25 protein-coding genes are annotated in these 26079 nt (G+C 41.1%); all 25 read right to left on the bottom strand.

Going from position 1 to position 26079, the window contains the following annotated elements; all coding sequences use genetic code 11:
* Positions 1–62 precede the first annotated feature (62 nt).
* Positions 63–698, bottom strand: a complete 636-nt coding sequence (locus tag EKM61_RS00210; RefSeq protein WP_068225304.1) for an HD domain-containing protein — start codon at positions 696–698, stop codon at positions 63–65.
* Between the two features lie 142 nt (positions 699–840).
* On the bottom strand, positions 841–2568 hold the full coding sequence (locus EKM61_RS00215) for a phospho-sugar mutase (RefSeq protein WP_068225305.1): 1728 nt from the start codon (positions 2566–2568) through the stop codon (positions 841–843).
* Between the two features lie 396 nt (positions 2569–2964).
* A complete protein-coding gene (gene trxB, locus EKM61_RS00220; RefSeq protein ID WP_068225306.1) occupies positions 2965–3912 on the bottom strand; it encodes a thioredoxin-disulfide reductase in 948 nt (315 codons plus the stop codon).
* Positions 3913–3987: 75 nt separating this feature from the next.
* Positions 3988–4395 carry a tetratricopeptide repeat protein gene (locus EKM61_RS00225; RefSeq protein WP_068225307.1) on the bottom strand — a complete coding sequence of 136 codons (408 nt, stop codon included), beginning with the start codon at positions 4393–4395 and terminating at the stop codon, positions 3988–3990.
* A gap of 214 nt (positions 4396–4609) precedes the next feature.
* Complete coding sequence (locus tag EKM61_RS00230) at positions 4610–5626, bottom strand: NAD(P)H-dependent glycerol-3-phosphate dehydrogenase (protein ID WP_068225308.1); 1017 nt, start codon at positions 5624–5626, stop codon at positions 4610–4612.
* A 27-nt stretch (positions 5627–5653) separates the two neighbouring features.
* On the bottom strand, positions 5654–6478 hold the full coding sequence (gene lgt / locus EKM61_RS00235) for a prolipoprotein diacylglyceryl transferase (protein ID WP_068225309.1): 825 nt from the start codon (positions 6476–6478) through the stop codon (positions 5654–5656).
* The gene (hprK, locus tag EKM61_RS00240; protein WP_082918513.1) at positions 6478–7518 is read right to left on the bottom strand and encodes an HPr(Ser) kinase/phosphatase; all 1041 of its coding nucleotides are present in this window, start codon (positions 7516–7518) and stop codon (positions 6478–6480) included. The genes lgt and hprK overlap by 1 nt, the downstream gene beginning before the upstream one ends.
* Before the next feature lie 282 nt (positions 7519–7800).
* Entirely contained in the window at positions 7801–8151 is a 351-nt protein-coding gene (locus tag EKM61_RS00245) for a phage holin family protein (RefSeq protein WP_068225310.1), read from the bottom strand.
* The gene (locus EKM61_RS00250; protein WP_082918514.1) at positions 8151–8444 is read right to left on the bottom strand and encodes a hypothetical protein; all 294 of its coding nucleotides are present in this window, start codon (positions 8442–8444) and stop codon (positions 8151–8153) included. Before EKM61_RS00250 ends, EKM61_RS00245 begins: the two co-directional genes overlap by 1 nt.
* Positions 8444–8692, bottom strand: a complete 249-nt coding sequence (locus tag EKM61_RS00255) for a PspC domain-containing protein (RefSeq protein ID WP_225359709.1) — start codon at positions 8690–8692, stop codon at positions 8444–8446. The genes EKM61_RS00250 and EKM61_RS00255 overlap by 1 nt, the downstream gene beginning before the upstream one ends.
* 22 nt (positions 8693–8714) lie before the next feature.
* Complete coding sequence (liaX, locus tag EKM61_RS00260) at positions 8715–10193, bottom strand: daptomycin-sensing surface protein LiaX (protein ID WP_068225312.1); 1479 nt, start codon at positions 10191–10193, stop codon at positions 8715–8717.
* Between the two features lie 186 nt (positions 10194–10379).
* The gene (gene phoU / locus EKM61_RS00265; protein WP_068225313.1) at positions 10380–11054 is read right to left on the bottom strand and encodes a phosphate signaling complex protein PhoU; all 675 of its coding nucleotides are present in this window, start codon (positions 11052–11054) and stop codon (positions 10380–10382) included.
* A 100-nt stretch (positions 11055–11154) separates the two neighbouring features.
* A complete protein-coding gene (pstB, locus tag EKM61_RS00270) occupies positions 11155–11910 on the bottom strand; it encodes a phosphate ABC transporter ATP-binding protein PstB (protein WP_068225314.1) in 756 nt (251 codons plus the stop codon).
* Between the two features lie 43 nt (positions 11911–11953).
* Positions 11954–12763 (bottom strand): phosphate ABC transporter ATP-binding protein PstB, encoded by an 810-nt coding sequence (gene pstB / locus EKM61_RS00275; RefSeq protein WP_068225315.1) that lies wholly within the window; start codon positions 12761–12763, stop codon positions 11954–11956.
* Between the two features lie 2 nt (positions 12764–12765).
* Positions 12766–13653: a phosphate ABC transporter permease PstA gene (pstA, locus tag EKM61_RS00280; RefSeq protein WP_068225316.1), complete on the bottom strand. Its 888-nt coding sequence runs from the start codon at positions 13651–13653 to the stop codon at positions 12766–12768.
* Positions 13650–14573, bottom strand: coding sequence for a phosphate ABC transporter permease subunit PstC (gene pstC / locus EKM61_RS00285; RefSeq protein ID WP_068225317.1), 924 nt, complete (start codon positions 14571–14573; stop codon positions 13650–13652). The genes pstA and pstC overlap by 4 nt, the downstream gene beginning before the upstream one ends.
* A 1-nt stretch (position 14574) precedes the next feature.
* On the bottom strand, positions 14575–15435 hold the full coding sequence (locus EKM61_RS00290) for a phosphate ABC transporter substrate-binding protein PstS family protein (protein WP_068225318.1): 861 nt from the start codon (positions 15433–15435) through the stop codon (positions 14575–14577).
* 332 nt (positions 15436–15767) lie between these two features.
* Positions 15768–17435: a two-component system histidine kinase PnpS gene (gene pnpS / locus EKM61_RS00295; protein WP_068225319.1), complete on the bottom strand. Its 1668-nt coding sequence runs from the start codon at positions 17433–17435 to the stop codon at positions 15768–15770.
* Positions 17422–18120, bottom strand: a complete 699-nt coding sequence (locus EKM61_RS00300; protein WP_068225320.1) for a response regulator transcription factor — start codon at positions 18118–18120, stop codon at positions 17422–17424. The genes pnpS and EKM61_RS00300 overlap by 14 nt, the downstream gene beginning before the upstream one ends.
* A gap of 1 nt (position 18121) precedes the next feature.
* Positions 18122–19231: a PDZ domain-containing protein gene (locus EKM61_RS00305; RefSeq protein WP_068225321.1), complete on the bottom strand. Its 1110-nt coding sequence runs from the start codon at positions 19229–19231 to the stop codon at positions 18122–18124.
* Positions 19232–19492: 261 nt separating this feature from the next.
* Positions 19493–20609, bottom strand: a protein-coding gene (gene prfB, locus EKM61_RS00310) for a peptide chain release factor 2 (RefSeq protein ID WP_178378318.1) whose coding sequence is annotated in 2 segments (ribosomal slippage) — positions 19493–20536 and positions 20538–20609 — 1116 coding nt in all. Because the reading frame shifts where the segments join, the coding sequence is not laid out codon by codon here.
* 148 nt (positions 20610–20757) lie between these two features.
* On the bottom strand, positions 20758–23121 hold the full coding sequence (secA, locus tag EKM61_RS00315; RefSeq protein ID WP_068225323.1) for a preprotein translocase subunit SecA: 2364 nt from the start codon (positions 23119–23121) through the stop codon (positions 20758–20760).
* A 179-nt stretch (positions 23122–23300) separates the two neighbouring features.
* Positions 23301–23864, bottom strand: a complete 564-nt coding sequence (gene hpf / locus EKM61_RS00320) for a ribosome hibernation-promoting factor, HPF/YfiA family (protein WP_068225324.1) — start codon at positions 23862–23864, stop codon at positions 23301–23303.
* Between the two features lie 177 nt (positions 23865–24041).
* Positions 24042–24728, bottom strand: a complete 687-nt coding sequence (locus EKM61_RS00325; RefSeq protein WP_068225325.1) for a ComF family protein — start codon at positions 24726–24728, stop codon at positions 24042–24044.
* Entirely contained in the window at positions 24728–26047 is a 1320-nt protein-coding gene (locus EKM61_RS00330) for a DEAD/DEAH box helicase (RefSeq protein WP_068225326.1), read from the bottom strand. The genes EKM61_RS00325 and EKM61_RS00330 overlap by 1 nt, the downstream gene beginning before the upstream one ends.
* Between the last annotated feature and the right edge of the window lie 32 nt (positions 26048–26079).

Raw genomic sequence — 26079 nt, forward strand, 5'->3', positions numbered from 1 at the left:
ACAATCAAATTAGTGTCTATATTCTATCACACCGAACATATTTTCGCCATAGCTTTGCTCGCTTACTTAACCTGCATAATTTGCTGCGTTATTTGCCGTAATTTTTCTCGATTAGTAAATTGCTCGGCCAATAAATCCGGTAAAATTTGATTAATAAAATACTGAACGCTTGCCATATCCGAAAATCTAACAATTGTCCGGAGACTTTCCCGATAAATATTAGTGTAAACTGTTTCGGGATTACCTTTTTGAATCTCACCAAAGGATTCATACAATAAATCTACTTTATCAGAAACTGATAAGATTCGTCCTTCCAATGTATCATCCTTACCTTCACCTAGTCGGCGCCGGTAAGCTTCCTGAAACTCGGTCGGTATTTCATTAACGATGAAATTCTCAGTAAGGTTGTCATCAACCTCCGCTAACATTTTGCGAAGTGCTGGTGTTGCGTATTTCACCGGCGTTTTAATGTCACCAATAAAGCGTTCTGTATAATCATGGTTCAATGCTTTTTCGTATAATGAACGCCAATCAACCGTTTGACCGGCATTTTCTTCAATATCACCGAGCATCTGCGCCACTTGAGTAACTTTAAACGAATGGGCGGCCACTGAATGCTCTTCAAATTTAAAATATCCTGGCGCTCGTTGAATTGTTTCTAAATTACTTAGGCTTTGTAAATATTGATGCATTCCCATAATCAATCAGTCCTTCCGGCTATTAAATTGCTCTTATTTTACAGTTTCTTCTGGTTAAATTTCAAGTTAAGTAGCAAAAATGGTGCGGTTATATCACCGTTTTAACTCATTAAAACGTGCAATAACCACACCACTTTTATTTTTATTTAGCCGCAAAAGCAGTTAATGCTTGCTCAAATGCCGTTAAACGAGTTTGAGCATCTTCTTCACTAGTACCAACCGTCCCAACATAGAATTTAATTTTTGGTTCAGTTCCTGAAGGACGAATGGCAATCCAAGTCCCATCGGCCAACAAATATTTAAGCACGTTGGACTTTGGTAGCTTAATAGGTTCAGTGTGTCCATCCGCAAAATTAGTTACTTGATTTTGAAAATCCTGTAAAGCAGTAACCTTAACGTCATTGAAACTTTCAGGTTGTTCTTCCCGGAATTTAGTCATTAGTGCCTTGATTTCACCAGCGCCTTCAGCCCCGGCAAAAGTTTGTGAAATTGTTTTTTCAGCAAAATAACCATACTGCTTAAACAAATCTTGTAAGCCATCATATAGTGTTTTACCTTGTTTTTGATAGTAAGCCGTAATTTCGGCCAATAAAAGAACACCCTGAATGGCATCTTTGTCTCGAACAAATGGTTTAATCAATGAACCGTAGCTTTCTTCAAAACCAAACATATAAGTATGGCTATGGTCTTCTTCATAATTTTTAATCTTTTCAGCAATAAATTTGAAACCTGTCAAAACATTAATCATCTCAACACCGTAGTGTTCAGCAATTTTAGTTGCCAACTCAGTTGAAACGATAGATTTAATTGCAACCGCGTTCTTAGGTAAGGTTCCGGCTTCCTGATTAGCTCGTAAAATATAATCAAGCATTAAGGCCGCAATCTGATTACCATTTAACAAGCGGTATTCACCATCTGGTTGGCGCACCGCCGTTCCCAGCCGATCGGCGTCAGGATCAGTAGCAACCAACATGTCGGCGTCCTCTTTTTTACCCAAGGCAATTGCTAGATCAAATGTTTCTGGAAATTCAGGGTTTGGGTAAGCAACGGTAGCAAATTCTGGGTCGTAAATGGATTGCTCTGGTACTAAACGAAATTGGCTGAAACCAGCATTCCGCAAAGCTTGCTCGCCTAACATTTTACCAGTGCCATGAAGTGGTGTATAAACCAACTTCATCTTACTACCAACTTCGTCAATTAATTTTTGATTGATCGTAACGGATTTAATATTAGCCAAGTAAGCTTCATCCACATCTTCACCAATGAGAGTTAATAAGTGCTTAGCCCGTAATTCATGCTCGCTAACCGTTTTAATTGCAAACAGGTCCGTTACTTTACGAACATAACTAGTTGTTAAATCAGCCTCTTTTGGTGGCATCTGACCACCATCCGGGCCGTAAATTTTATAGCCATTATATTGCTTCGGGTTATGGCTGGCAGTAATCATAATACCAGCGTAGGTACCTAAATTACGAACAGCAAACGATAGTTCTGGCGTAGGCCGTAGCGCGTCAAATACAAAGGATGGAATGCCATGAGCGCCCAAAACATGAGCGGCCTCATGCGCAAAGGCCTCAGAATTGTAACGTGAATCAAAGCTGATAGCGACCCCTTGCGCCTTTGTCTTAGCATCTAAGGTGTCCATCATTAACGCTAAGCCTTCAGTTGCTTGCCGAACCGTATAAATGTTCATCCGGTTAATCCCAGGGCCCATTACACCACGCATACCTGCTGTACCAAATTCCATTGGTGCATAAAAAGCATCCTTCAAATTAGCCTCATCACCGGCCATTTGTTCCAGTTCAGCTTTAAGCCCAGCGTCCAAACGTGTGTAATTTTTCCAAGTATTGTACGTATCCTGCCATGTCATTAAAACGTACCTCCTAAAGTCATTAAATCCTTATTTAAAATTTACGTGGTCACCCCACGTCGGATCTTTAATTCAATAATTAGTATACTACAAAAGGCAGCGCTTTTATAAAACAACTCTAAAAAGCTCAGAATAATTTCATTAATTGCTCAAAATTTAATAATCAGTTGCGTGGCTTAACCAACTTCCAGTTAGATTCTTCAATACCTAATTTAGTAAATTTACGCAAATTAAAAGCAGCTGGGACAAAAAGCCCTAGCCGCTTACTATTTTCGATCATTACTCTAGAACGTGCGCCAAAAGTCTGGGTCACGTACCTAATCCAGTAACCATAATTAGCCTACGTTACGCAGTAAACCTAAAACCGACTTTTATCCTACTCCCTTAGCTAAAGCCTTAGGAAATTGTTTCTTTATCCTTAGCCGCTAAATCCTGAATGTAGGCGTATGCCTGTTGACCGGCCATACCGCCATCACCAACTGATGTCGTAATCTGCCGTAGATCCTTTTGCCGAACGTCACCAATGGCAAAGATTCCAGGCACCTTAGTACGCATGTGATCATCCGTAACTACCCAACCAGCATCATCGAGAATCCCTAGATCAGTAAAACTATCCGTCAAAGCATTAATCCCAACGTAGATGAAGACCCCACTAGCTGGTAATGTGTGTGCTTCGCCGGACACTTTGTCGGTGTAACGAACACCGGTGACTTTTTGATCATCACCTAAGATTTCCTCAGTATTAGCATTCCAGATAAAATTAACCTTAGGATTAGCAAAAGCACGATCCTGCATAATTTTTTGTGCTCGTAATTGATCCCGGCGATGAATAATTGTTACCTTAGAGGCCAACTGAGCTAGATACAGACCTTCTTCAACTGCAGAATCACCGCCACCAATCACAGCAACTTCCCGGTTCTTAAAGAACGCACCATCACAAACAGCACAGTAGGAGACGCCCCGGCCACTATAGTCATTTTCGCCAGGAATTTCTAATTTACGGTGTTCGGCCCCAGTTGCAATAACAACGGCCTTGGCCTCATAATCACCATCATCAGTGCTGATTAGCTTAACGTCGCCATTATCCTTGATTCCGGTAACGTTACCGTAAGCGTACTCCGCACCAAATTGAGTTGCGCCGTCATACATTTTTTGTGCCAAATCAGGCCCAAGAACTGACTTGAAGCCTGGATAATTTTCAATTGCAGCTGTATTGTTCATTTGCCCGCCATAAATCCCGCGGTCAAGTATAATAACCGATAAATTTGATCGTGATGCATAAAGTGCGGCCGTTAAACCACCTGGACCAGCACCGATTACAATGATATCAGCTTTTTTTGTCATGGTCACAACCCCCGTCATTTAGATTCTGAAATTAAGCATACGCCGTCGCTTTCAGAAAGTCTAATAGTTTGCTTACTAAAAGTTACCAAGCTCAGTCCTTAATTGGGATAGTAAATCCATGGCTTCCGTCTTAAATTCCTGTTGACCGCTTGTGAGGTACCCTTGAACACACTGAAAGCTATCTTCAAACTGGTTCATAAAGGCATAGCAATTGGCCAAGAAATACTGAATTTCGGGATGATTCTTACCGTAATGCTTATTTAGCTGCTCTAACTGTAAAATTGCTTCATTATAACGATTATCATACTGGAGACAAATCGCTAACTGACAATTAGCAAAGACATAATCATCATCAGTTTGTGCTAACGTTTGAGCCCGTTCAAGGTAAACAATTGCCTTTTTATAGCGATTCTTTGAAAAAGCTGTCATTCCTAAATTAAAGTAAAATTCACATGAAGGCTGAAATGAGATAACCTCACCCATTACGTCGACTCCTTTATTTAAAAAATAAATTATTCTGCGTTAACTAACTTAAATAAACCTCACCGTCAAATTAACCTACCTGAGATAAAATGTCAACCACCCGGCTAAATTAAATTTAGGTTGTGTTTTAAAATCATTTTTAGTTAGTGTTTTCCTAACTAATTTGGCGTAAATGTGCTACAAGAACTTTTCCAAACGCTCACTTGCTACAATGCTAATCCATTTCCATTTTTCCTTCACGTTGCATTAAACAAGTGATTTCATCGCGAATATTCTTCTGTTCATATAGAACGTGATAAATAGCCGTAGTGATCGGCATTTCAATATTTTTTTGTTGGGCAAGTTCGTGGGCAACCTTGGTTGTTGAAACACCTTCAACAACCATTCCCATGTTCTTTAAAATTGTTTCTAGCGATTGTCCCTGGCCTAATTGATTGCCTGCCCGCCAATTACGGGAATGAACACTGGTACAGGTAACGATTAGATCGCCGACGCCGGATAGCCCGATAAAGGTCAGTGGCTTAGCACCAAAAGCGACCCCTAAGCGACTGATCTCGGCCAAGCCCCGGGTTATTAAAGCAGCCTTCGTGTTATCACCGTAACCTAACCCGTGCAGGGCACCGGCGCCGATTGCAATGACGTTTTTTAAGGCCGCCCCCATTTCGACACCAATGACATCATCATTGGTGTAAATTCTAAAATAATCATTCATAAATAATTGTTGTACTCGTTTAGCCGCCTCAAGATCGACGGAGGCCGCCGTAATTGAGGTTAAATCACGATTAGCAACATCCTCAGCGTGACTGGGACCCGATAACACGACTAACGCCTGCCGTTCATTTTCAGGAATCTCCTCGCTTAACACTTGTGATAGGCGCTTATGCGTTCCCTGTTCCAGACCCTTACTGGCGTGCATAATCAGTGGCTTACGTCCGGTTTCATTTAAAACGGTAACGACCTTTTTTGCCACCTCGCGAATTGCATTCGTTGGGACTACAAATAAAATTAAATCAACGTCTTGCAAGGCAGTAGCAAGGCTAAGTGTCGCTACCACTTTAGGATTAATTTTAAACGTTGGTAAATAATGAACGTTTGTGTGTTCTTGATTAATTTCCGTAACTAACTTTTCTTTGTTAGCCCAGAGTGAAACCTGGTGACCATTTTCCGTTAATAAATTTGCTAAAACAGTCCCCCATGAACCGGCACCAAGTACCGCAATTTTTTCTGTCATAACGTTAAAAACTCCTTCTTAAACCGTTTACTTTTTTTGATTGCCAGCCAAATAATCAACCAGTAGTGGGTCATTGTAGCGGCGCCAAATCCATAAACCAATTGCACCAATAAAGAAAATCAGTGAAAGCAGTTGTGAAACTCGAAGCAGATTAAAGAGCATTAAACTATCCGTTCGCATTCCTTCAATAAAGAAACGGCCAAACGCATACCAACTAACATAAAGCAGGAAAACCTCGCCCTGCTTAAATAGTCCTTTACGATGGCGTAAGCTCATAATCACAACGAAACCAAGCAAGTCCCAAACTGATTCATACAAGAAAGTGGGCTGGCGGTAGGCCCTGTTAATAAACATCTGTTGGATAATGAAATTAGGTAAGTGCAATCCCTGCAAAAATGTAAGTGATGTCTGTGCACCAAAGGCCTCTTGATTCATAAAGTTTCCCCAGCGACCAATACCTTGCCCTAAAATAACGGTTGGTGCGGCAATATCCAGCACTAACCAAACCGGCAACTGATGCCGTCGACAAAACACGTAAAAAACGATCGCCGCTGCAATTAAACTACCATAAATTGCCATTCCTCCGTGCCAAATCGCAATGATTTCACCAGGATGAGCAGCATAATACGGCCATTCAAAAAGGACATAATAAAGCCGGGCCCCAATTAAAGCAAAAGGCAAGGACCATAAAATAAGATTAAATAGATCGTCTGAAGAGACTTGGCGGCGATCGGCCTCACGCATTGCTAACACAACGGCCAAAACTACACCAGTTGCAATAATCACGCCATACCAATGAATCTCAAATGGTCCAAATTTTAAAGCGATAGGATTTAACGCGGCTACCAACATTAGGCGTCAGCACCACCCTTCTTTGTTTCATCCGTTTTCGGTTTTGAACTAACATCACCACTTGGTTTAGTTGTTGGTGTATTTGGCGTTGCATCTGCTGCTTCGTCAACTGCAGAATTTTTTTGAATGAGCTGATTCAAATTAGATTCAAACGTCTTGGTTGCATCATAACCCATTGCTCGAGCTCGGAAATTCATCGCCGCAACTTCAATAATAATTGCCAAATTACGCCCAGTTTTAACCGGAATCGTAACCCGTGGTAGCGTAACGTCAAAGATTTGCATTGCTTCTTCACCGTTACCTAACCGATCAAAATTCTTTTCGGGCGTCCAAGTCTCCAAATGAACAACTAGTTGAATTGGTGTATCACTACGAACTGCCCCCGCACCAAATAAATTCATGACATCAATAATACCAATTCCACGAATTTCAAGCAGATGGCGTAAGATGGCCGGTGCTTCGCCAACTAAAGTTTGTTCATCCTGTTCATAAACTTCAACGCGATCATCAGCGATTAGACGGTGGCCCCGCTTAACTAGTTCCAAAGCAGTTTCACTTTTACCAACTCCTGAATCGCCAGTAATTAATACGCCAATTCCGTAAATATCTACCAAAACACCATGAATTGACCGCCGTTCAGCTAGGCGCCCATCTAAATAATCGGTCATTAGGCTTGATAAGCGCGTCGTCGCAAGTTTTGATCCCAATACCGGGATTTTGGCGTCTCCTGCTGCCTGACACAATTCATCTGGTGCCGGTAATGAACGGGAGACAACAAACGCCGGCGTATCCTTAGCAGCCATTTTTCTAAAAATCATTAATCGCTCTTCAGGCGTCATTTTTTTTAAAAAAGAAATCTCAGTTCGACCAAACAATTGAATTCGTTCGTGGGGATAATAATTAAAATAACCGGTTAATTCTAAGCCTGGCCGGGAAATATCACTGACCGTAATGCCGCGCTGCTCTAAAAATTCTTGGCCCGCGTAAACCTTGAGTTTAGCACGGTCAACAAGCTCGCTAACTTTAACACTTTCAACCATTACAATTGCTCCTATCATAAAAAGTAATTAAACAACAATATTCTTTATTTTAACATTGCCACATGGTCCCTGCACTGCTTTTCTAATGAATTACTATTCAAAGACTGTACTTACTAGGTTCAACATACAAACTAAAAGACGTTATGTCAAAAGTAATCGCATTCAAAAACAACTTCTGTTCAGAATCTTTTTAACTAATTTAGCCTAAACGTCCCCCTAATAATCAAAAAAATAGGTAGCCGGGACAAAAATATATTTTGTCTCAACTACCTATTTTTTTAGTTATGCTGCCCGACCAAAATGACTACTAATGATCATATTAACTAGTGAAATAACAATCGCAACTAGTATTGCTGAACTAAAGCTGCTGAAAGCAAAGCCACTGCCAACGAAAAAGGCAGTTAGGCGCAACATAATTGCGTTGATGATAATACTGAATAGACCCAATGTTAGTAATGTGATGGGTAGCGAAAGAAATGTCAGGATAGGTTTAACCAAGGCATTCAAAATCCCCAGAACTAAACTAGCACCAATGGCCATCCAAATACTAGAAACAAAAAGGGCGTTGGGGAAAAAGCCAGCAATTGCCAAAAAGATAATGGCATTCACTAAAATTCGCTGCCAAAAACCCATTAAAAATCACTCCAGTCGTCGTCTTCTACTTTAACATCTCGGGCCGCCTTACGTTCCCGGTTAGCCGAATGTGGTTGCGTGCGGTAATTACTTTGCCGCCAATTATAGTGGCGATGATGATAATTATGATGATTCTTCTTTGTTACTAAATGGAACATAACGATTAATAAAATTGGAACGGCTAAAAATCGTAACGGCAACCAAAGCAACAAGACCAACAATAAAACAAGTGCAATTGCTGGACTAAAGAAGAGCATCATTGCGCCCAATAATAGTAATAGTAAAAACATCATTAGAAATCACTCCAATCATCATCATGGCTTTGATTAGTCGTTGTCTGCTTTGAGGTCTGATCATCAGCCATGACAAGCGCTAAAATGAGGTAAATAACAACAGCAGGCACAACGCCCGTGAGTAGCCCCGCAGCAGCATAAATCAAGCGAACCAATGTCTTATCTAAATTGAAATAGTCCGCAATGCCTCCTAAAACGCCACTTAGAATCCGGTTGTTTGATTTTACTAATCTTTTTGCCTGCATCATTTACACTCCTTAATCATCTAAACTACGCTTTAGTGTTCTTTAACAAAATATTCCCTGAAGTTGTACTTAAAGTTAACTTTGCCGGTGGTGTACTAAGGTCACGTTCGAAATCGTAAACTGAATTACCGGTATTATGCCGTTCATTAGTTACCGTGACTTCGCTTAAGCGTGACTTGATTGCACCAAAACGTGACTTGGTTTGGCCCGTAACTGCCAGATCTTCTGGCAAGGCAATTTTGACGTTACCATTAACAGAGCTGGCAACCAACTTAGTTAACGTTGTTTCATTGACAGTGGCCTTAACTTCACCATTAACAGTGGTTAATTCTACTGACTCAGCGTTACTCATGAATTTAACCTCACCGTTAATTGTATTTAATAAGGCATCAATTAAACGACCACCATTTACCTTAATATTACCATTAACCCCCTCAACTTCAAGCATTGAGGCATTAACGCCGGTAAATGTCATCTGGCCATTGGTGCTCTTAATATATAAATCTTCACCCTCAAAATCGGTTAGATCAACATCACCATTTAATAATTTAATTGTGGTGTGATCGTAGGTCCGCTTAGGTAGGTAGAAGGTTAGATTGGCCTGAATTCGCTTATTTGGCACTTTAAAGGTGAAAACATCTGCATCGATAGCAATCTCGCTCCGCTGTAAGAAATTCTCTAACGGACTAACATCTGCCATCTTACCGTACAACTTACCACTAACACTAACCTTAATGTCAGTACCGTCCCAGGTCTTCAGCTTAACGTCCCCGTTAGCAACCTTAACATCTAAGATTGAGGCGGTTGTGTCGGCGTAATTAAATTCATGTTCAAATTTTGTTGTCGCAATACCAGGCACCTTAATGTTAACGTCTTTCCAGTCAACGTTATCCATAATCGTTTGCGCCGTGCCCTTAATGAACTGACCAAACTGACTGCCGGCCTCACCAACTTTTTCGCCCACTTGGTTTAAAGTGTCCGTTGCGTTGTCCCGCCATTCGTCACCTAAATTAAGCTTATCGGCCAGGTGATTTTTAATTTTATCACGTTGTTCGTGACGTTTTGCAGCAAGTTCGTGTTGTAAGTGGCGCTTTTCATCGCTTAAATTAGCCTGCTTGCTTTCTAATTGGCCAATCTTTTCTTTTGTTTCATCCCGATCCTGAACTTTTTCGGTGGATAGTGTTTCTAAATCTTCCATTGTGTTCAGAACCTGCAAGTGTTCTTGCTGGGTCTTTAAATCACGAGCATTCTGGGTTAGTTGTTCATTAATTTGTTGTGTCTTAGTTTGAAGTTCTTCAACCTCATTGGCTAATTCATCTTGTTCCTGCTCATCTTTTTTATCTGTTGTTTGTTCCTCAGTTGATTTCTCTGGTGTTACCTTCGTTGTCGCCTGTTGCTCTGCGGTACTTTTATCTTTGGCGCTATTTTCTAATAAGCTCAAAGCTTCGTCAGTTGAGATGATTCCTTTTTTTACTAGGTCTAAAATTCGTTCACGTTCATTCATGGCTAATAGCCTCCTTAAGCATGACTTCTTTTTGCTATGAGTCTATTATCGCTTGAACCGTTCCAAAAAACATAGGGCCTAAGTTGGATTTTATGCTAAGCAGTTGGTCTAAAACACCGGCAAACACTTGTGCTAATAAAAACGGTGAAACAATTTGGTTGACACCAATTTGTTTCACCGTTTACACTACATTCTTTCATTATCGTTGTTATTTAATTCAACAATCTTATTGGTCTTTAAATAAATGATCCATTCACTCAAGTTAGTCACGTAATCACCAATTCGTTCTAAATAACTGGCCACCATCATGTAGTCAGAACTGCCAACAACAGTTTCTGGTGATTGCTGCATTTGTTTAATGCAATCCGTGTAGATATCCTGAAAGGCCTGGTTTACTTTCTTATCCTGACCGGCAATCTTTTTTGCCTTTTTAGCATCCGTTTTAACGTAGGCGTCCAAAATAGCGGCCACCATTTTCTCAACAAAACGCGCCATCTTTGCAATATCTGCTTCAATTTCTGGAACACGGGGATTACCTTTTACACGAATTGTCGACCGTGCAATACTAACGGCATGGTCACCCATTCGTTCCAAATCACTACTTGCCTTCATAATCGTCACAATCATTCGTAGATCAGAGGTTACCGGCTGCTGTAAAGCAATCATTTCAAAGCTTCGTTGTTCAAGATCAACTTCCCGTGCATTAATTTGATTATCATTGTTTATTACATTTTGTGCCAATTCACGATCATGGTCGACAAAGGCCTTAACAGCATTGTAGATTGCTTCATTAACCATCATTCCCATTTCGGAAAAACGCGTGTGTAGCTTTTGTAACTCGCTGCCAAAAATTTCGCGCATTATTGACTCCTCCTCAATTTTTAAGGTCCATTTTTATTTAAACGTGAAACTGTTCCTCTAGACGATATTAACGACCGACCATTTTGCTGCAATCCTATTTTTAACCAAAACGACCAGAAATATAATCTTCACTTTCTTGTTTACTTGGATTTGTGAAAAATTTTGTTGTGTTGGTATATTCAACTAAGCGGCCATCTAAAAAGAACGCCGTTCGGTCCGATATTCGGCCGGCCTGTTGCATATTATGCGTTACTAAAATAATTGAATAGTCCTTTTTCAAAGTCAGTAACATGGTTTCAATTTTTGAACTCGAAATTGGATCTAAGGCACTGGTCGGCTCATCAAGTAAAATAACGTCCGGCTTAACGGCCAAAACTCTGGCAATACAAACACGTTGCTGTTGGCCACCAGATAAAGCCAGAGCACTTTGATGTAAAACATCCTTTGTCTCTTCCCAGACCGAAGCCGCCTTTAAACTTGTTTCAACGGCCTCATCCAACTGTCTTTTATCACGAATACCGGCCAAACGTAACCCGTAAACAACATTATCGTAAACCGAGAAAGGAAATGGATTTGGCTGCTGAAAAACCATTCCAACTTCTTTTCTTAATTCTACTATATCCATTTCCGGCGCGTAAATATCCTGCCCGTTTAAGGTGATTTTTCCAGTTATCGTAACGTTAGGAATCAAATCATTCATTCGATTCAATGTTCTGAGCAGTGTTGATTTACCACAACCAGAGGGGCCAATTAATGCCGTAATCTCATTGGCAGTAAAAGCCATACTAATTCCCTTTAGTGCCTCTTTTTTTCCGTAGTATAAATGTGTGTCGTTGGTTTCAATAATAGTGGCCATTAACTACACCCCTCCATTTTAGACACCTTATGTGGTACTTAAATTAACCAAAATGTCCCGAAATATAATCATTAGTTGCCTTAAGCTTTGGCTGCGTAAAGATTTGATTTGTCGCACCATATTCCAAAGCGTAACCGTCATAAAAGAACGCGGTATAGTCGCTAATTCGGGCGGCCTGTTGCATATTATGGGTCACAACGATTAGCGTGTAATCCTTTTTTAATTGCGTTAGGGTATCTTCCACAACACTGGTGGAAATTGGATCAAGGGCACTAGCAGGCTCATCAAGTAATAAGATATCCGGTTTCAAAGCTAACGCTCGCGCAATACATAGGCGTTGCTGCTGCCCACCAGAAAGGGCCAAGGCACTTTTAGATAGACTATCCTTAACCTCTTTCCAAAGGCCTGCCTGCTGTAATGTTTTTTCTACTATTTCGTCTAATGCCGCTTTCTTCTTTGTTCCATGACGCCGCAAAGCAAAAGCAATGTTATCATAAATCGATTTTGCAAATGGATTCGGTCGTTGAAATACCATTCCAATGTGTTTGCGCATTTCATAAACGTCAACCTGCGGAGAATTCACATCCAAATCACGGTACATAATTGAACCAGTAACTTTCGCAGATTGAATCTCATCATTCATTCGGTTTAGCGCCCGTAAGTATGTTGATTTTCCTGAACCAGAAGGACCAATGATTGCCGAAATCTTATACCGTTCAAACTGTAAGGCAACACCCTTAATCTGCTCATGATCACCATAATAAACGTGTAAATCATTGGTCTGTAAGGCAATCTCGTGTTCTGGTTGCGAAAAAGTTTTAATCGCGGTTTTGGTTACATCGTATTTTTGCATGCTTAATCGCCTCCGGTCATTTTCTTAAATAACCATTTTCCAAACCAACGTGCACTGAGATTAAAAAGTAAGACTACAATCACCAATACCGCAGAGGCTCCAGCCGAAACCGCCGCAACATCAGGCATAATCCCTTCTGAATTAATTTTCCAAATGTGAACGGCCAGTGTTTCGGCAGGTCGCAATGGATTTAAGGGACTAGCAATGTAAAACGGATTCCAATTGCTAAAATCAAGTGCCGGTGCGCTTTGTCCTGCGGTGTAGATCAAGGCCGCCGCCTCACCAAAAACACGCCCAGCTCCAAGAATCATTCCCGTGGTAATACCTGGTAATGCTTCAGGGACGATAACCCGCGTCACCGTTTCAAAGCGGGATAGCCCTAGTGCTAAACCCGCTTCACGCTGACTACCCTGAACGCTAGCTAATGATTCTTCTACATTTCGCGTCAGTAGTGGTAAGTTAAAGAACGTCAGTGCCAGTGCCCCCGACAGGATTGAAAAACCAAACTTAAACTGAACAACAAAAATCAAGAAACCAAACAGACCAACAACGACTGATGGTAACGAACTAAGAATTTCAATTGCCGTTTGAACAAAAGTTGTGCGCCAATTTTTCTTAGCGTATTCTGACAAATAAATACCTGCACCCAAGGAAACCGGCATTGAAATTAACATTGCTAAAACAAGTAAGTATAACGAATTAAACAACTGAATACCAATACCACCGCCGGCCTCAAACGCGCGGGCTGGGGAAGTTAAAAAATGCCAAGAAACGTGGGGTAAGCCAGCGGCCAAAATATAAAGTAGTAGGGCGGCCAAAATTAAAATAATTGTTCCGGAAATTAGGTAAAGGACAACTGTTGCGATTTTATCTTGTCGTCTGACGTTCATTTCTTTAACGCCCCCTTCCGACCAATGAAGCGAATAAGCAGATTAAAGACCAGGGACATTAATAGTAATAATAAGGCCAGTGACCAGAGAACGTTATTTTGGAGTGAGCCCATAATTGTATTACCAATACCCATCGTTAGTACACTTGTCAAAGTTGAGGCCGGTGAAACCAAATTATGCGGCATCAAGGCCGCGTTACCAATAACCATTTGGACGGCCAAAGCCTCCCCAAATGCCCGGGCCATGCCGAAAACAATTGCCGTTAAGATACCCGGGGTTGCACTTCGTAAAACAACCTTATAAATGGTTTGCCAACGGGTTGCACCTAAGGCTAACGATGCTTCACGGTAATAACGTGGTACTGCTTGCAGTGCGTCAACGCTCATGGAAGTTACGGTAGGTAAGATCATGACAAACAAGACAAAGGTTCCCGCTAAAATACCAAAGCCAGTACCACCAAAGATTCCACGCACGAAAGGAACAACTACCGATAAACCAATAAAGCCGTAAACAACTGATGGAATCCCAACTAATAATTCAGTCACTGGTTTCAGAATTTGCATCCCACGCCGCGGTGAAATCTCGGTCATAAAGATGGCCCCACCAACTGCAAAGGGTGTTGCCACTAAGGCAGACAAAATCGTCACTAAAAAGGAACCCACAATCATTGGTAACGCACCAACCTCAGGTAATCCACGAGCATCTTTTACGCTTGGATTCCAGACATCCTTAGTTAAAAAATCAATTAGATTAACTTTATCGTGAAAAAAGGTTGCCAGTCCCCGGGAAGCCACAAAGTAAAAAATAGCTAAAACAATAAGCACAATTAAAGTAATACAGCAGAAGCTCACTAACTTGCCCAAACGTTCAACTTTACTTTGGCGCGATTTTTTTAATAAACTTTCGCGAATTGGATCCATCTTATGACCTCCTTGTAACGTGACCCGATACATCCCGTTCAACCTTCATTTGTGAAATTGAAATATAACCTAAACGTGGTAACACTTTTTCTTGAATTTTAGGACTCAAAACGTAAGCAATAAAATCTTTAGTTAGGCCCGTTGGTTTCCCTTTTGTATACATATGTTCGTAAGACCAAATTTTCCATTTATTCGTTAAAACATTTTCATCCGTTGGGGCAACGTGATTAATTTTAACCGCAGCAATTGACTTATCCACGTAAGAAAATGCAAGGTAACTGATTGCACCAGGGGTTGCGGCCACTATTTGCCGTACCATTCCCGTTGAATCTTGTTCTTGCGCCTGCTTGGCCTGACTTCCTTGCAAAACCCATTTTTCAAAGGTAACTCGTGTGCCACTACCAGCAGCACGATTAACTAAAACAATTGGTAGGTCAGCACCGCCAAGTTGCTGCCAATTAGTAACCTGCCCCGTAAAAATTGCTTTTAACTGGGCAAAGCTTAAATTGGTGACACCAACTTTTTTGTTAACAACAGGGGTGATTCCTACAACTGCAACACGATGATCAACTAATTTTTTTGCATCAACACCATTTTGTTCCTCAGCATGGACATCAGAATTACCAATATCAACTGCTCCAGCCTGAATTTGGCTGAGCCCAGTCCCAGAGCCACCACCTTGAACATTAATAAACTTACCTAAATGATCGTTACTGTACTGTTCACCAGCCGCCTCAACCAACGGCTGCAAGGCGGAAGAACCAACGGCAGTGATTGATTCACCACTTGATTGCTTCTGACAGGCCGTCAAACCAACGAGACTGATTAAAAGCGCCGCGGCAGTCAAGATCTTTTTCTTCACAATTACCCCCCCTATCCATTTTATAGTTTAGCCAATGGACGTAAAAATAAAACACTTCTAATGTAAAGGTTGTGTAAATTGGTATTTATCTTCCAGCTTAATTGGACCTTATCTGGACAGGTAAAAGCAAGAAAAATGCCTGTGACTAAATAAACTTTGGTTTCGATTTTATTCAAAAAAATAAACGCCTTCCAAAAAAACAAAACTGCGGGTTATCCGTAATGTTGAAGTTATAACATTACGGATAACCCGCAGTTTCCACTTTTAGAAGACGTTTACACTAAACTAATAAGCCTAAAATAAAATACCTTTGTGAAAAATCCAAAACTTAATCATTCTGAACCGGCTTCTTCATTTGGTAGTACAACTGTAAAGCAACTACCGACACCAAGCTGGCTTTGTAGCTTAATTGTGCCACTTAGGCCGGTGACCAACGCCGCAACAATTGCTAAGCCTAGGCCAGTGCCACCGGTATCCCGACTACGTGTTTTATCAACCCGGTAGAAACGTTCAAAAACACGTGCCTGATCAGCGCTAGCAATGCCGACCCCGGTATCGCAAACTTTAAGCTGCCAACCAGCAGAAATTAAACGACTTGTCAACGTAATTTGTCCTCCAATACGATTGTAATTAATCGCGTTAACCAGCAAATTTTTAACGATCTGTTCAAATTGATTGGCGTCCGTTTTTAAAGTCGGTGCGGCCATTAAATCTAATTTAAGTTGAATCTTTTTCGCAGCTATTTGTGGTTGTAGCGCCGGTAACAACTGCTCGATTAAATTTGGAACGTCAAATGTAGTCAACTTAGGTTGTCGTTGCTCACCACGTGCCAACGCAATAATATCTTGAATTAAACTAGTTAGACGTTGGCTTTCCGTCGCAATAATTTGTAGGAACGCCTGCCGATCTTTCGGGTCATTTTGTGCGCCCGCTAATAAAGTTTCAGTGAAGCCAGTAATCGCAGTTACTGGCGTTTTTAATTCATGGGACACATTACTAACAAAATCTAGTTGCATCTGCTGAATTTGTTTAATTTCTGTAACGTCATATAACAAAACTGCCAGTCGATCTGCGGTCAGCCAAACAACGTGAACGTCTACGATTTGTTCCTTAGTTAAGGTTAAAGTAACTTCCTGGTGCTGGGTTTCTCGGTCCCGCAAAGCACGCTTTATTAAACGACTCAAGTGGTAATCCTGAATGTCATTAACGTACGGGTGCGGCCGGGAAATGATCTTGGTCTCCAGCAATTGTGCACTGGCCGGATTACTGTTCACGACTAGCCCAGTACGGTCAAGAAGCAAAACACCAACTGCCAATTGAATTAATAATTGATTGAAATCGGTTTGCCTTTTCAATTCCTGTCGTTTTGCCTGGCCAACAACATCATTAACCTGAACAATTTGTTGTTCCAGGTCAAAATAACGATCCGTTGGCTTGAGCAATGCCGGTGCCATTTTTTCTGAATGTCTGATTTGTTGTAATTGTTGTTTTAAGCGTTTAAGTGACCGTTCTACGGCCAAATGATGACCCAATAACACTAAAATAATTAGGCCAATCATACCCAACGTGACCCCAATTATATAAGCAGCATGTGGCCAAAACGGTTCCCACAAATTCTGTTTTGGTTGTAATAATAAAATTGTTTGATCGCGCTTAGTCATCAAATAGGCCAGCCGATCTTGTTGACGTGTCTGAACAACGGCCTGCTTTTTACCAGTCGTTTGGTAACGTAAAACGGCCGGAAGTGCCTCTCTGGCAGTGACGCCGGCCGCAGAAGTTACCAACTGATTTTTTCGGTTGAAAACCAGCACCTGACAATTAGTTTGTTTAGCCTGAGCCATCATTTGGGTCAACGTTTGCCCCTGAAATAATTGGGCCTTATCACTAAGGTCCCTTTTTTGACTAGCTAAATAACTTTGGTTTAAAAAAAGAATGATCATTGTTACACCAACAATAATCACCCCTAATATCAATTCGCCTAAGTGCCTAATTTGTTTCATCCTGCGGCTCCTCCAATTTATAACCAAACCCACGAACCGTGACTAAATACTTAGGTGTTTTAGGATCAATTTCAATTTTATCTCGTAAATGGCTGATTTGAATATCAACCATTCGCGTTTGACCAGCATAGTCATACCCCCAAACACCATTAAGTAAGTGTTCGCGGCTAAGTACCCGGTGTTGCCGCTTCGCAAAATAGATGAGCAGTTGGTATTCACGCGGCGTCAAATTTAATGATACCCCGCCTCGACTAACTGTATAATTATCTGGGTCAATAACTAATTCACCAATTTTAATCACTTGTTGTGCTTCCGCCTGTTGATTTAAACGCCGATTGATTGCCTTCATACGTGCTAAAACTTCTCGGGGACTAAACGGTTTGGTTAAATAATCATCGGCCCCTAACTCCAAACCAATAATCTTATCTAATTCGTCATCTTTAGCCGTCAAAATAATAATTGGCGTTTGAATTTTTTCTTGGCGTAACCGCTTAGTAACTTCCATGCCGTCCAATTCTGGCAACATCAAATCTAACAAAATAAAGTCATATTGTTGTTCTGACGCTAACTTTAGAGCAGTAACACCATCTGTAGCGGTTGTAACCGCGTAATCAGCCTTTTTTAGATTATAGGCTAGTAACGTAACAATCGCAGGTTCATCATCAACAACTAATACTCGTTGCATCCTAAACACCTTTTTTCGGAAATGTAATGACCCCAACTTCATGTGGTGAATCAGCAAAGATTGCCGTTTCAGTAATTTTAATATCACCAGTAATCGTCTTAATCCGCAAGTGACAATACGTTGGATTAGTCATTAGAGCACGGTAGAAAGAATCCTCATCATTAATTGCAATATGGTTACAGTCCAAGATTGTATCGCCTTTAATCAAGTCCATTTTGGCCGCTGGTGTGCCTGGCTGGATACCTAAAACACTAATCCCCACAAATGGTTCGGTATAATGAATTGAACCAGAACGTGCCGAAAAGTATCGCCAAATATGACCGCCAATTTCTAGACAAATTGCCAAAATTAAAAATAAATTAGTCAAATTAGTCAAGAATTGGCCCAAAATTCCAAGAATCAATAGTAGGCCACCTTCGATTAAATACCACTGCGTCGTTTGTTTAACAGCCAGCATAATTTGCTGGTGCTTAACCGTTAGTAAAAAGCCCAAAAAGAGCGGTAAAATAAACAAACTGTAAGGCCCACCCCCAAATTGGAAGGTTGGCCAAGCACTAGTGGTTACCCCTTTTACTGGGACTAGCATAACTAGTGGTACAAACGCTAATTGCCGTAATCGGAAAAAGCCAGTCCGCCGTCCACGGGAACTTTTACGAATTCGTGGTGAAACTGTCTGCGCACCTAAACGGTGGATTAACAACGCGGTAAATAAAGCAGCTGCCCCCGAAAGTACGAGTACGTTGGGCACTAACTGAGAAGATACATCTGGGGCCACCAGCATAACGATTAAGCTGGTGACTAATAACCCTAGAAGTGGTACAAACCGCCAAATACTTAACAATAAAACCAGACCGGCAATTAATTCATAAAGCTGTACCCAAATTAATGGTAATCTAAACCCAATCAGTAAGCTAACTATTGATAAGCCAATTCCAAATGGAACACCCCAAGTGAAAAAATGACGGAACTCATGATAATGGTTATCGACCGCTATTCTAAATAAGCTTCGTTCCTTTGTTATCCGTAAGTAACTCACTAAAAAGCCACTGAGTAAACCAAGCCATAACAAAGGTTGCCAAAGTAAGCTCATAATAACCGAAACAATCTGCATATTTCACCGACACCCCACTTTTTAAGTTAATGTCAGTATAACATTGCCAGCGTTTGAAAAGAAAGCTGGCATTTTTAGACAATACCCATTCTTGTGCCAAAATTAGTTTCAGGCCACCTACTATCAGATTGGGTTTGGACTGAACGATTGACCATAAAAATAGAACTCAGCCCAACAACAAAAATTGCCGTTGTAACACTGAGTTCTATTTCTAAATACCAGGTGCTAATGGACAACATTCCATCAATGTTTGCCGAGCTACTAACTGGGATTTTCTCCCTGCAATTGTAACTGCAAATAAGCATTTATAAATGGATCCAAGTCGCCATCTAAAACTGCCTGACCGTTACCAGTTTCATAATTAGTGCGATGATCCTTAATCATTGTATAGGGTTGAAAAACGTAAGAACGGATTTGTGAGCCCCAACCAATATCAGCTTGTTCACCCTGAATTTCAGCCTTTTGTTTTTCCTTGGCTTCTAATTCACGCTGATACAGCTTAGCCCGTAGCATGTTCATAGCAGTCTGTCGATTTAATAACTGTGATCGTTCTGCTTGGCTTGCAACAACTATTCCGGTTGGCAAGTGGGTTAAACGAACCGCGGAGGACGTCTTATTAACGTGCTGGCCGCCAGCGCCACTGGCTCGATAAACATCAACGCGTAAATCATCACTGTTAATTTCAATATTAACTGTTTCATCTAATTCAGGCATTACATCAACGGATGCGAATGACGTATGCCGGCGGCCGGCCGAATCAAATGGTGAGATGCGAACCAATCGGTGTACACCACGCTCTGAACGCAAGTAACCATAGGCATTATGCCCCTTGATGAGTAACGTCACACTTTTAATTCCAGCGTCATCACCTGCTTGATAATCAACGGTCTCAACTGAAAACAAGTGTTTTTCGGCCCAGCGTGTATACATCCGCAGTAGCATCTCGCCCCAATCTTGTGATTCCGTTCCCCCGGCGCCTGGATGAATTTCTAAAATTGCATTATGACTATCGTAGGGACCATTCAAAAGTAGGCTTAATTCATACTGCTGCATTTTGGCCTGTAACTTACCTAAATTAGTTTCAAATTCCGCGGCTATTTGGGCGTCATCTTCTTCACTTAACAATTCAGCCAAAACACTTAAATCTTCGTAACCGGCCTCTAAATCGTGAAAAGAATCAAATTTAGATTTCAATTGGTTAGTTTCATCAATCACTTTTTGAGCGGCCTGTTGATTATCCCAGAAACCGGGCTCCGCCATCTGTGCCTCATTTTCGCCGATACTTTCGTTTAGCGCGTCGAGGTCAAAGCGACCCCCTAAAATTAGCCAATTTAGCTTTAATTCCCGCTAATATTTTCTTACCTTCACTTAATTCCATTTTGTGCCTCCAGCGAAAGAGGCTGGGACAAAAGTCCCTAGCCTCTTATTGTTTCCAAACGTTACTCTAGAGCGTGCGCCAAAAGTCTGGGTTCACGTGCCTAACTACAGCTAATCCAAAACCGACTTTTAACCCACTCCCCTTAAAGCTAACGTTTAATATTCTGGCGAATTTCTGCTTTCATAAATAAGCGCGTCACATCATAATCAATATCCGCAATCATCTCTTCAAACATTCGATAGCCCTCAGATTGATATTCTACTAATGGATTCATCTGCCCATAGCCTCGTAGCCCAATAGCTTGCCGCAATTGATCCATGGCGTCAATATGGTCCGTCCAATGCGAATCAACAACCCGCAAAATAACAACTTTTTGAAATTCTAACATTTGTGCAGGATCATATAATTGTTTTTCTTTTTCAGCATAACTTTTATTGGCACGATCCAACAAGTAATCACTAATTTCATCACTTGTTTTACCAGTTAAATCTTCCATACTAATCGTATCTTCAGCCACCATTGCGTTCACGGCAAAATCGTAAATTGCTTGTAAATCCCACTTGTCAGTTTCACCTTGGGTATGCGATTCAACAATCCGCTTGATGGTTCGTTCAAACATTGGCACCAAGACGTACTTTAATGAATCATCTTCATTAATAACTTGCATCCGCTGTCCATAGATTACTTCACGCTGTTCACGCATAACGTCATCATACTGTAACGTATTTTTACGGGTATCGTAGTTATTACCTTCGACCCGTTTTTGTGCGGATTCGACTTGTCGTGTAATCATCCGACTTTGAATAACCGCATCATCATCACTAACCTTCATCCGTTCTAATAACGTCTTAATTCGATCAGAACCAAAGCGGCGCATTAACGTATCTTCTAGTGATAAATAAAATTGCGTTTCACCAGGATCACCTTGCCGACCAGAACGACCACGCAACTGATTATCAATCCGTCGCGATTCATGCCGTTCTGTCCCAATAACACACAAACCACCTAATTCTTTAACACCAGGTCCCAACTTGATATCTGTTCCTCGACCAGCCATATTAGTGGCAATTGTAACCGAGCCACGTTGGCCGGCATTCATAATAATCTCGGCTTCTTTTAAATGATTCTTGGCATTTAAAACGGCGTGGGAGATGTGCTCTTGATCTAACATTCGTGATAAACGTTCTGACGTTTCAACGGCAACCGTCCCAATTAACATTGGCTGACCTTTTTCGTGCCGCTGCTTAATGTCCTCAACAACCGCATTAAACTTGCTTGACAGCGTCGGGTAAAGTAAATCAGGTTGATCAATCCGAGCAATTGGTCGGTTAGTTGGAATTGTGATAACTTCCATACTGTAAATTTCACGAAATTCTTCTTGTTCTGTTTTAGCCGTCCCGGTCATCCCAGATAGTTTGCTATACATCCGGAAAAAGTTTTGGTAGGTAATGTTGGCCATTGTCTTAGACTCATCTTGAATTTCAACGCCTTCTTTGGCCTCAATTGCTTGATGCAAGCCGTCAGAATAACGCCGACCTTCCATTACACGACCAGTAAACGAATCAACGATCATAACTTTACCATCTTGAACAACATAATCAATATCGTTCAACATAATATAATTTGCGCGTAAGGCAGAATCTAAATAATGATTAAGTGCCATATTATCTGCATCATACAAATTATCTAGGCCAAAATTTTTCTCAGCCTTTTGAATACCTTGTTCGGTTAAACTGACCGTTTTCGTCTGTAAATCAATCTTATAGTCATCGTCTTCTTTAAGCGTTTTAGCAAAACGATCAGAACGAATATACAAGCCAGCGGATTTTTCGGCCTGTCCAGAAATAATTAATGGTGTTCTGGATTCATCAATTAAAATTGAATCAACTTCATCGACAATCGCAAAGTTAAGCGGTCGTTGAACCATTTGCTCTTTATAAACCACCATGTTATCTCGTAAATAATCAAAACCAAGTTCACTATTAGTCGAATAAGTAATGTCGGCTCCATAAGCGGCCCGTTTTTCTTCTGAGCTTAATGAATTTAAATTTAAACCAACTGATAAACCGAGCCAATTATATAATTCGCCCATTTCCTTAGCGTCACGGCCAGATAAATACTCATTAACCGTTACAACGTGGACTCCCTTACCCGCTAATGCGTTTAAATAAACTGGCATCGTTGCCGTTAAAGTTTTACCTTCACCAGTTTTCATTTCAGCTATATTACCTTCGTGTAACGTAATCCCACCAATAATTTGAACCCGGAACGGGTACAAACCTAAGACACGCTTCGCGGCTTCGCGGGCCGTTGCAAATGCTTCGGGTAAAATATCATCTATGGTTTTACCATTTTTTAATTGTTCTTTTAATTTTGGAGTTTCGGCCTTTAAATCATCATCTGATAAGGCGGCCATTTGATCCGCTAAGGCCTCAACTTTATCGGCGATTTTGCCCATTCGTTTGACTTCACGCTTATCGCTTTCGACCCAGTTCTTTAAAATATTTGCCATTGTAAAGTCCCTTCTTGTCATGTATGACAAATGTTAACTTTATAAATCAAAAAAGATACTCTTACTAGTTTAGCATGAAAATTGATGCTTGAAAATAGCTTTACTTGCGAAAGATTAATAATCAACCAGCACAAAAACGGAGCAGGATTTCTCCTACTCCGTTTTTGAATGCCAACAACTTATTGTTCATCAGTTTCAATCAGACCATAACGGCCATCACGCCGCTTATAAACAATACTTGTACCATTTGTTTCAGCATCTTCAAAAATAAAGAAATTGTGTCCTAACATGTTCATCTGCAAAACTGCTTCTTCACTATCCATTGGTTTTAACGAAACACGCTTCGTTCTTACAATATCAAGTTTGTCATCCGCATTATCGGAGGAATCCTCAGCCGCTTCATCAGAATTTGCTAGGTTGAAATCCTTAAGCCCTTTTTCACGGGACTTACGATTAACCTTTGTCTTATATTTTCGGATTTGACGTTCAAGCTTATCTGTGACAAGATCAACGCTCGCATACAAATCTGGTGAAGTTTCTTCTGCACGCAAGGTCAGATAAGGTAACGGAATTGTGACCTCGACCTTAGCGGTTTTATCGGGATAGACTTTCAAGTTAACGTGGGCCTGCGAATCAGCTGAACTTGGAAAATACTTATTCAACTTGTCCAAACGTTTTTCAACGTAGTCTCGAATAGCACCAGTTACCTCGATATTTTCTCCACGAACATTATAGTTAAGCATAGAATTTCTCCCCTTTCACTTGCAAGTTTGCGCTGGGCAAACAGGATCAAAGCCGAAAAGCCTTGATGCCTTGCTTATATACTGATTATAATGGAAAGCGCTGCAATTAACAATGTTTAACCTAAACAAAACTACGGCATGTTTGGAAAAAGGAGTAGGACAAAAGTCGGTTTTAGGTTAACGGGCCAAGGTCACGGTTGTTATTTTTAGACTAGGAACTGCCCTTAAAAGACAATCTCGAGCGTGAAATAAGGTTCGCCCCGTTGTGTAAACATCATCCAACAAAATAATTTGTTTTCCCGCAAGTGGCCGACACTTATCCATATTAGCCTGGAAGGGTTGCGCCGTTGCCAGCCGTTCACTGCGATTTTTATGTGCCTGTTTAACCGGTAATTCACGTTTGTTCAGGCATTCATAAAGGGGAACAACCTTGCCGAAAATACCGCAAACAGGGTTAAAACCCCTTCTTTGATAGCTTTTAGTATCAGTCGGTATCGGCACGTAATCATCGGCTGGCATTTTTTTGAGAAATTGACCCAAAACACTGGTAAAACAATTACTCAATTGATAATCACCACTTGTTTTATACTGCTTAAAAAATTCCTGCATTGCGTCATTATAAGTAAATAGGGCTCGGTTATGAAGTAACTGTGGGTACTTTTTTTGCCAAGTCAAACAATCTTGACACAAACCTTGCCGCGTCTGCAACCGACCACAACCAGAACAGGCCAAATCAGGCTCAATTTGTAAAAATTTACGATGACAGTTTAAACAAATAGGTGAAGTTGTTAGAACCCTAAAATAGATTATATCGGCTAAGGTCAGTGATTGAATAAAAGATTGTTGGCACAATAGACAGCGCATCAAAAACCTGCTTTCTGATTGATCTGCTTGATTTGTTTAGTTGCTTGCTTCATCGCACAACTGTAACCAGCACAAATAAAATCAACGCGGCCAGTTGGATAATCACGGTGGCGGCCAACACGCCCTGCCATCTGAACTAACGCACTAGTCGTAAACACGCTATCGTCACTACCCAAAACGATCACCTCAATATTTTTAAAGGTGACGCCTCTTTCTAGAATAGTCGTTGTGAGTAACGCCGTTAGTTTTTCCTGCCGCATGGCCTGTACCTTCTCGGCCCGCTTTGGATCGGCCGCGTAAACAGTAGTGAATTTCAAGTTGGCAAAATTATTGCTCAGCAGCTGTGCCAACGGCTTTAAAAGTGCAATCTTTGGGACAAATAACAAAAAAGACTGCTGCCGTTGAACCTTGTCTTTTAATAGACGGTTTAATACTGAAGGCAATCGGCCCTTCCTTAACTGTTTATACCAATTGAGGGCTAAGTGACGGTGCGGCAACGCTAACGGATGACCGTGATAACGCCGTGGTAAATAGCTGAGGCCTAACACCCCTTTTCGTACTTGTTGCAATAATGCCGGTCCTGGTGTTGCCGTTAAATACAAACAGGCACTTATTGTTTTGCGCGCCTGCTGAACGGCGAAATGTAATTGTTGATCTTGCGCAAAAGGAAAGGCATCAACCTCATCAATAACCAAGACATCAAAGGCCTGGTAAAAGCGCAGTAATTGATGCGTAGTGCACAATACAAATTGGGTGTAATGATACGGTTCAGGTTGATCACCATACAGTAACATAATTTCTGTTTGTGCAAATGCCTGTTGTAAACGGGGTAACAACTCCAAACAAACATCAATTCGGGGCGAAGCAATTGCTACCCGTTTACCTTGACTAAGCGCGGCAAATAATCCTGGAAACAACATCTCCGTCTTGCCAGCGCCAGTGACAGCCCACAATAAATGCTGTCGGTGCTGCTTGAAAATTTGTTTGATCATTTCTGCCGCCTCGGTTTGGGCTGGCGTTAGCGTTCCTCGCCAAGTTAATTCCGTTGGCCCTGTAAAATGATTTTTTTCCGGAAGGCTAACTAGGTACTCATTAGAACAAACGCGGCCCAGTAATAAACAAGTTGGACAATAATAAGTGCCACTAGGTAACTGGACACTTTTTTTACTGTATCGTGCTTGACAGCGCCGGCAAGTGACGACAGTATTAGTAAGTGACATCGCCGGTTGAACGATTAATCCCGGAAAAAGATCCTGCCAGGTCTTGCTAGTTGTTTGGTCAACAATTTCTAAACGACCGAATAACGCTTCACAATTCATTAACAGTCCTCCCTCTAATATTAAATTACGTT

Origin of the sequence: Loigolactobacillus backii (assembly GCF_003946275.1) — a bacterium.
GTDB classification, from domain to species: domain Bacteria; phylum Bacillota; class Bacilli; order Lactobacillales; family Lactobacillaceae; genus Loigolactobacillus; species Loigolactobacillus backii.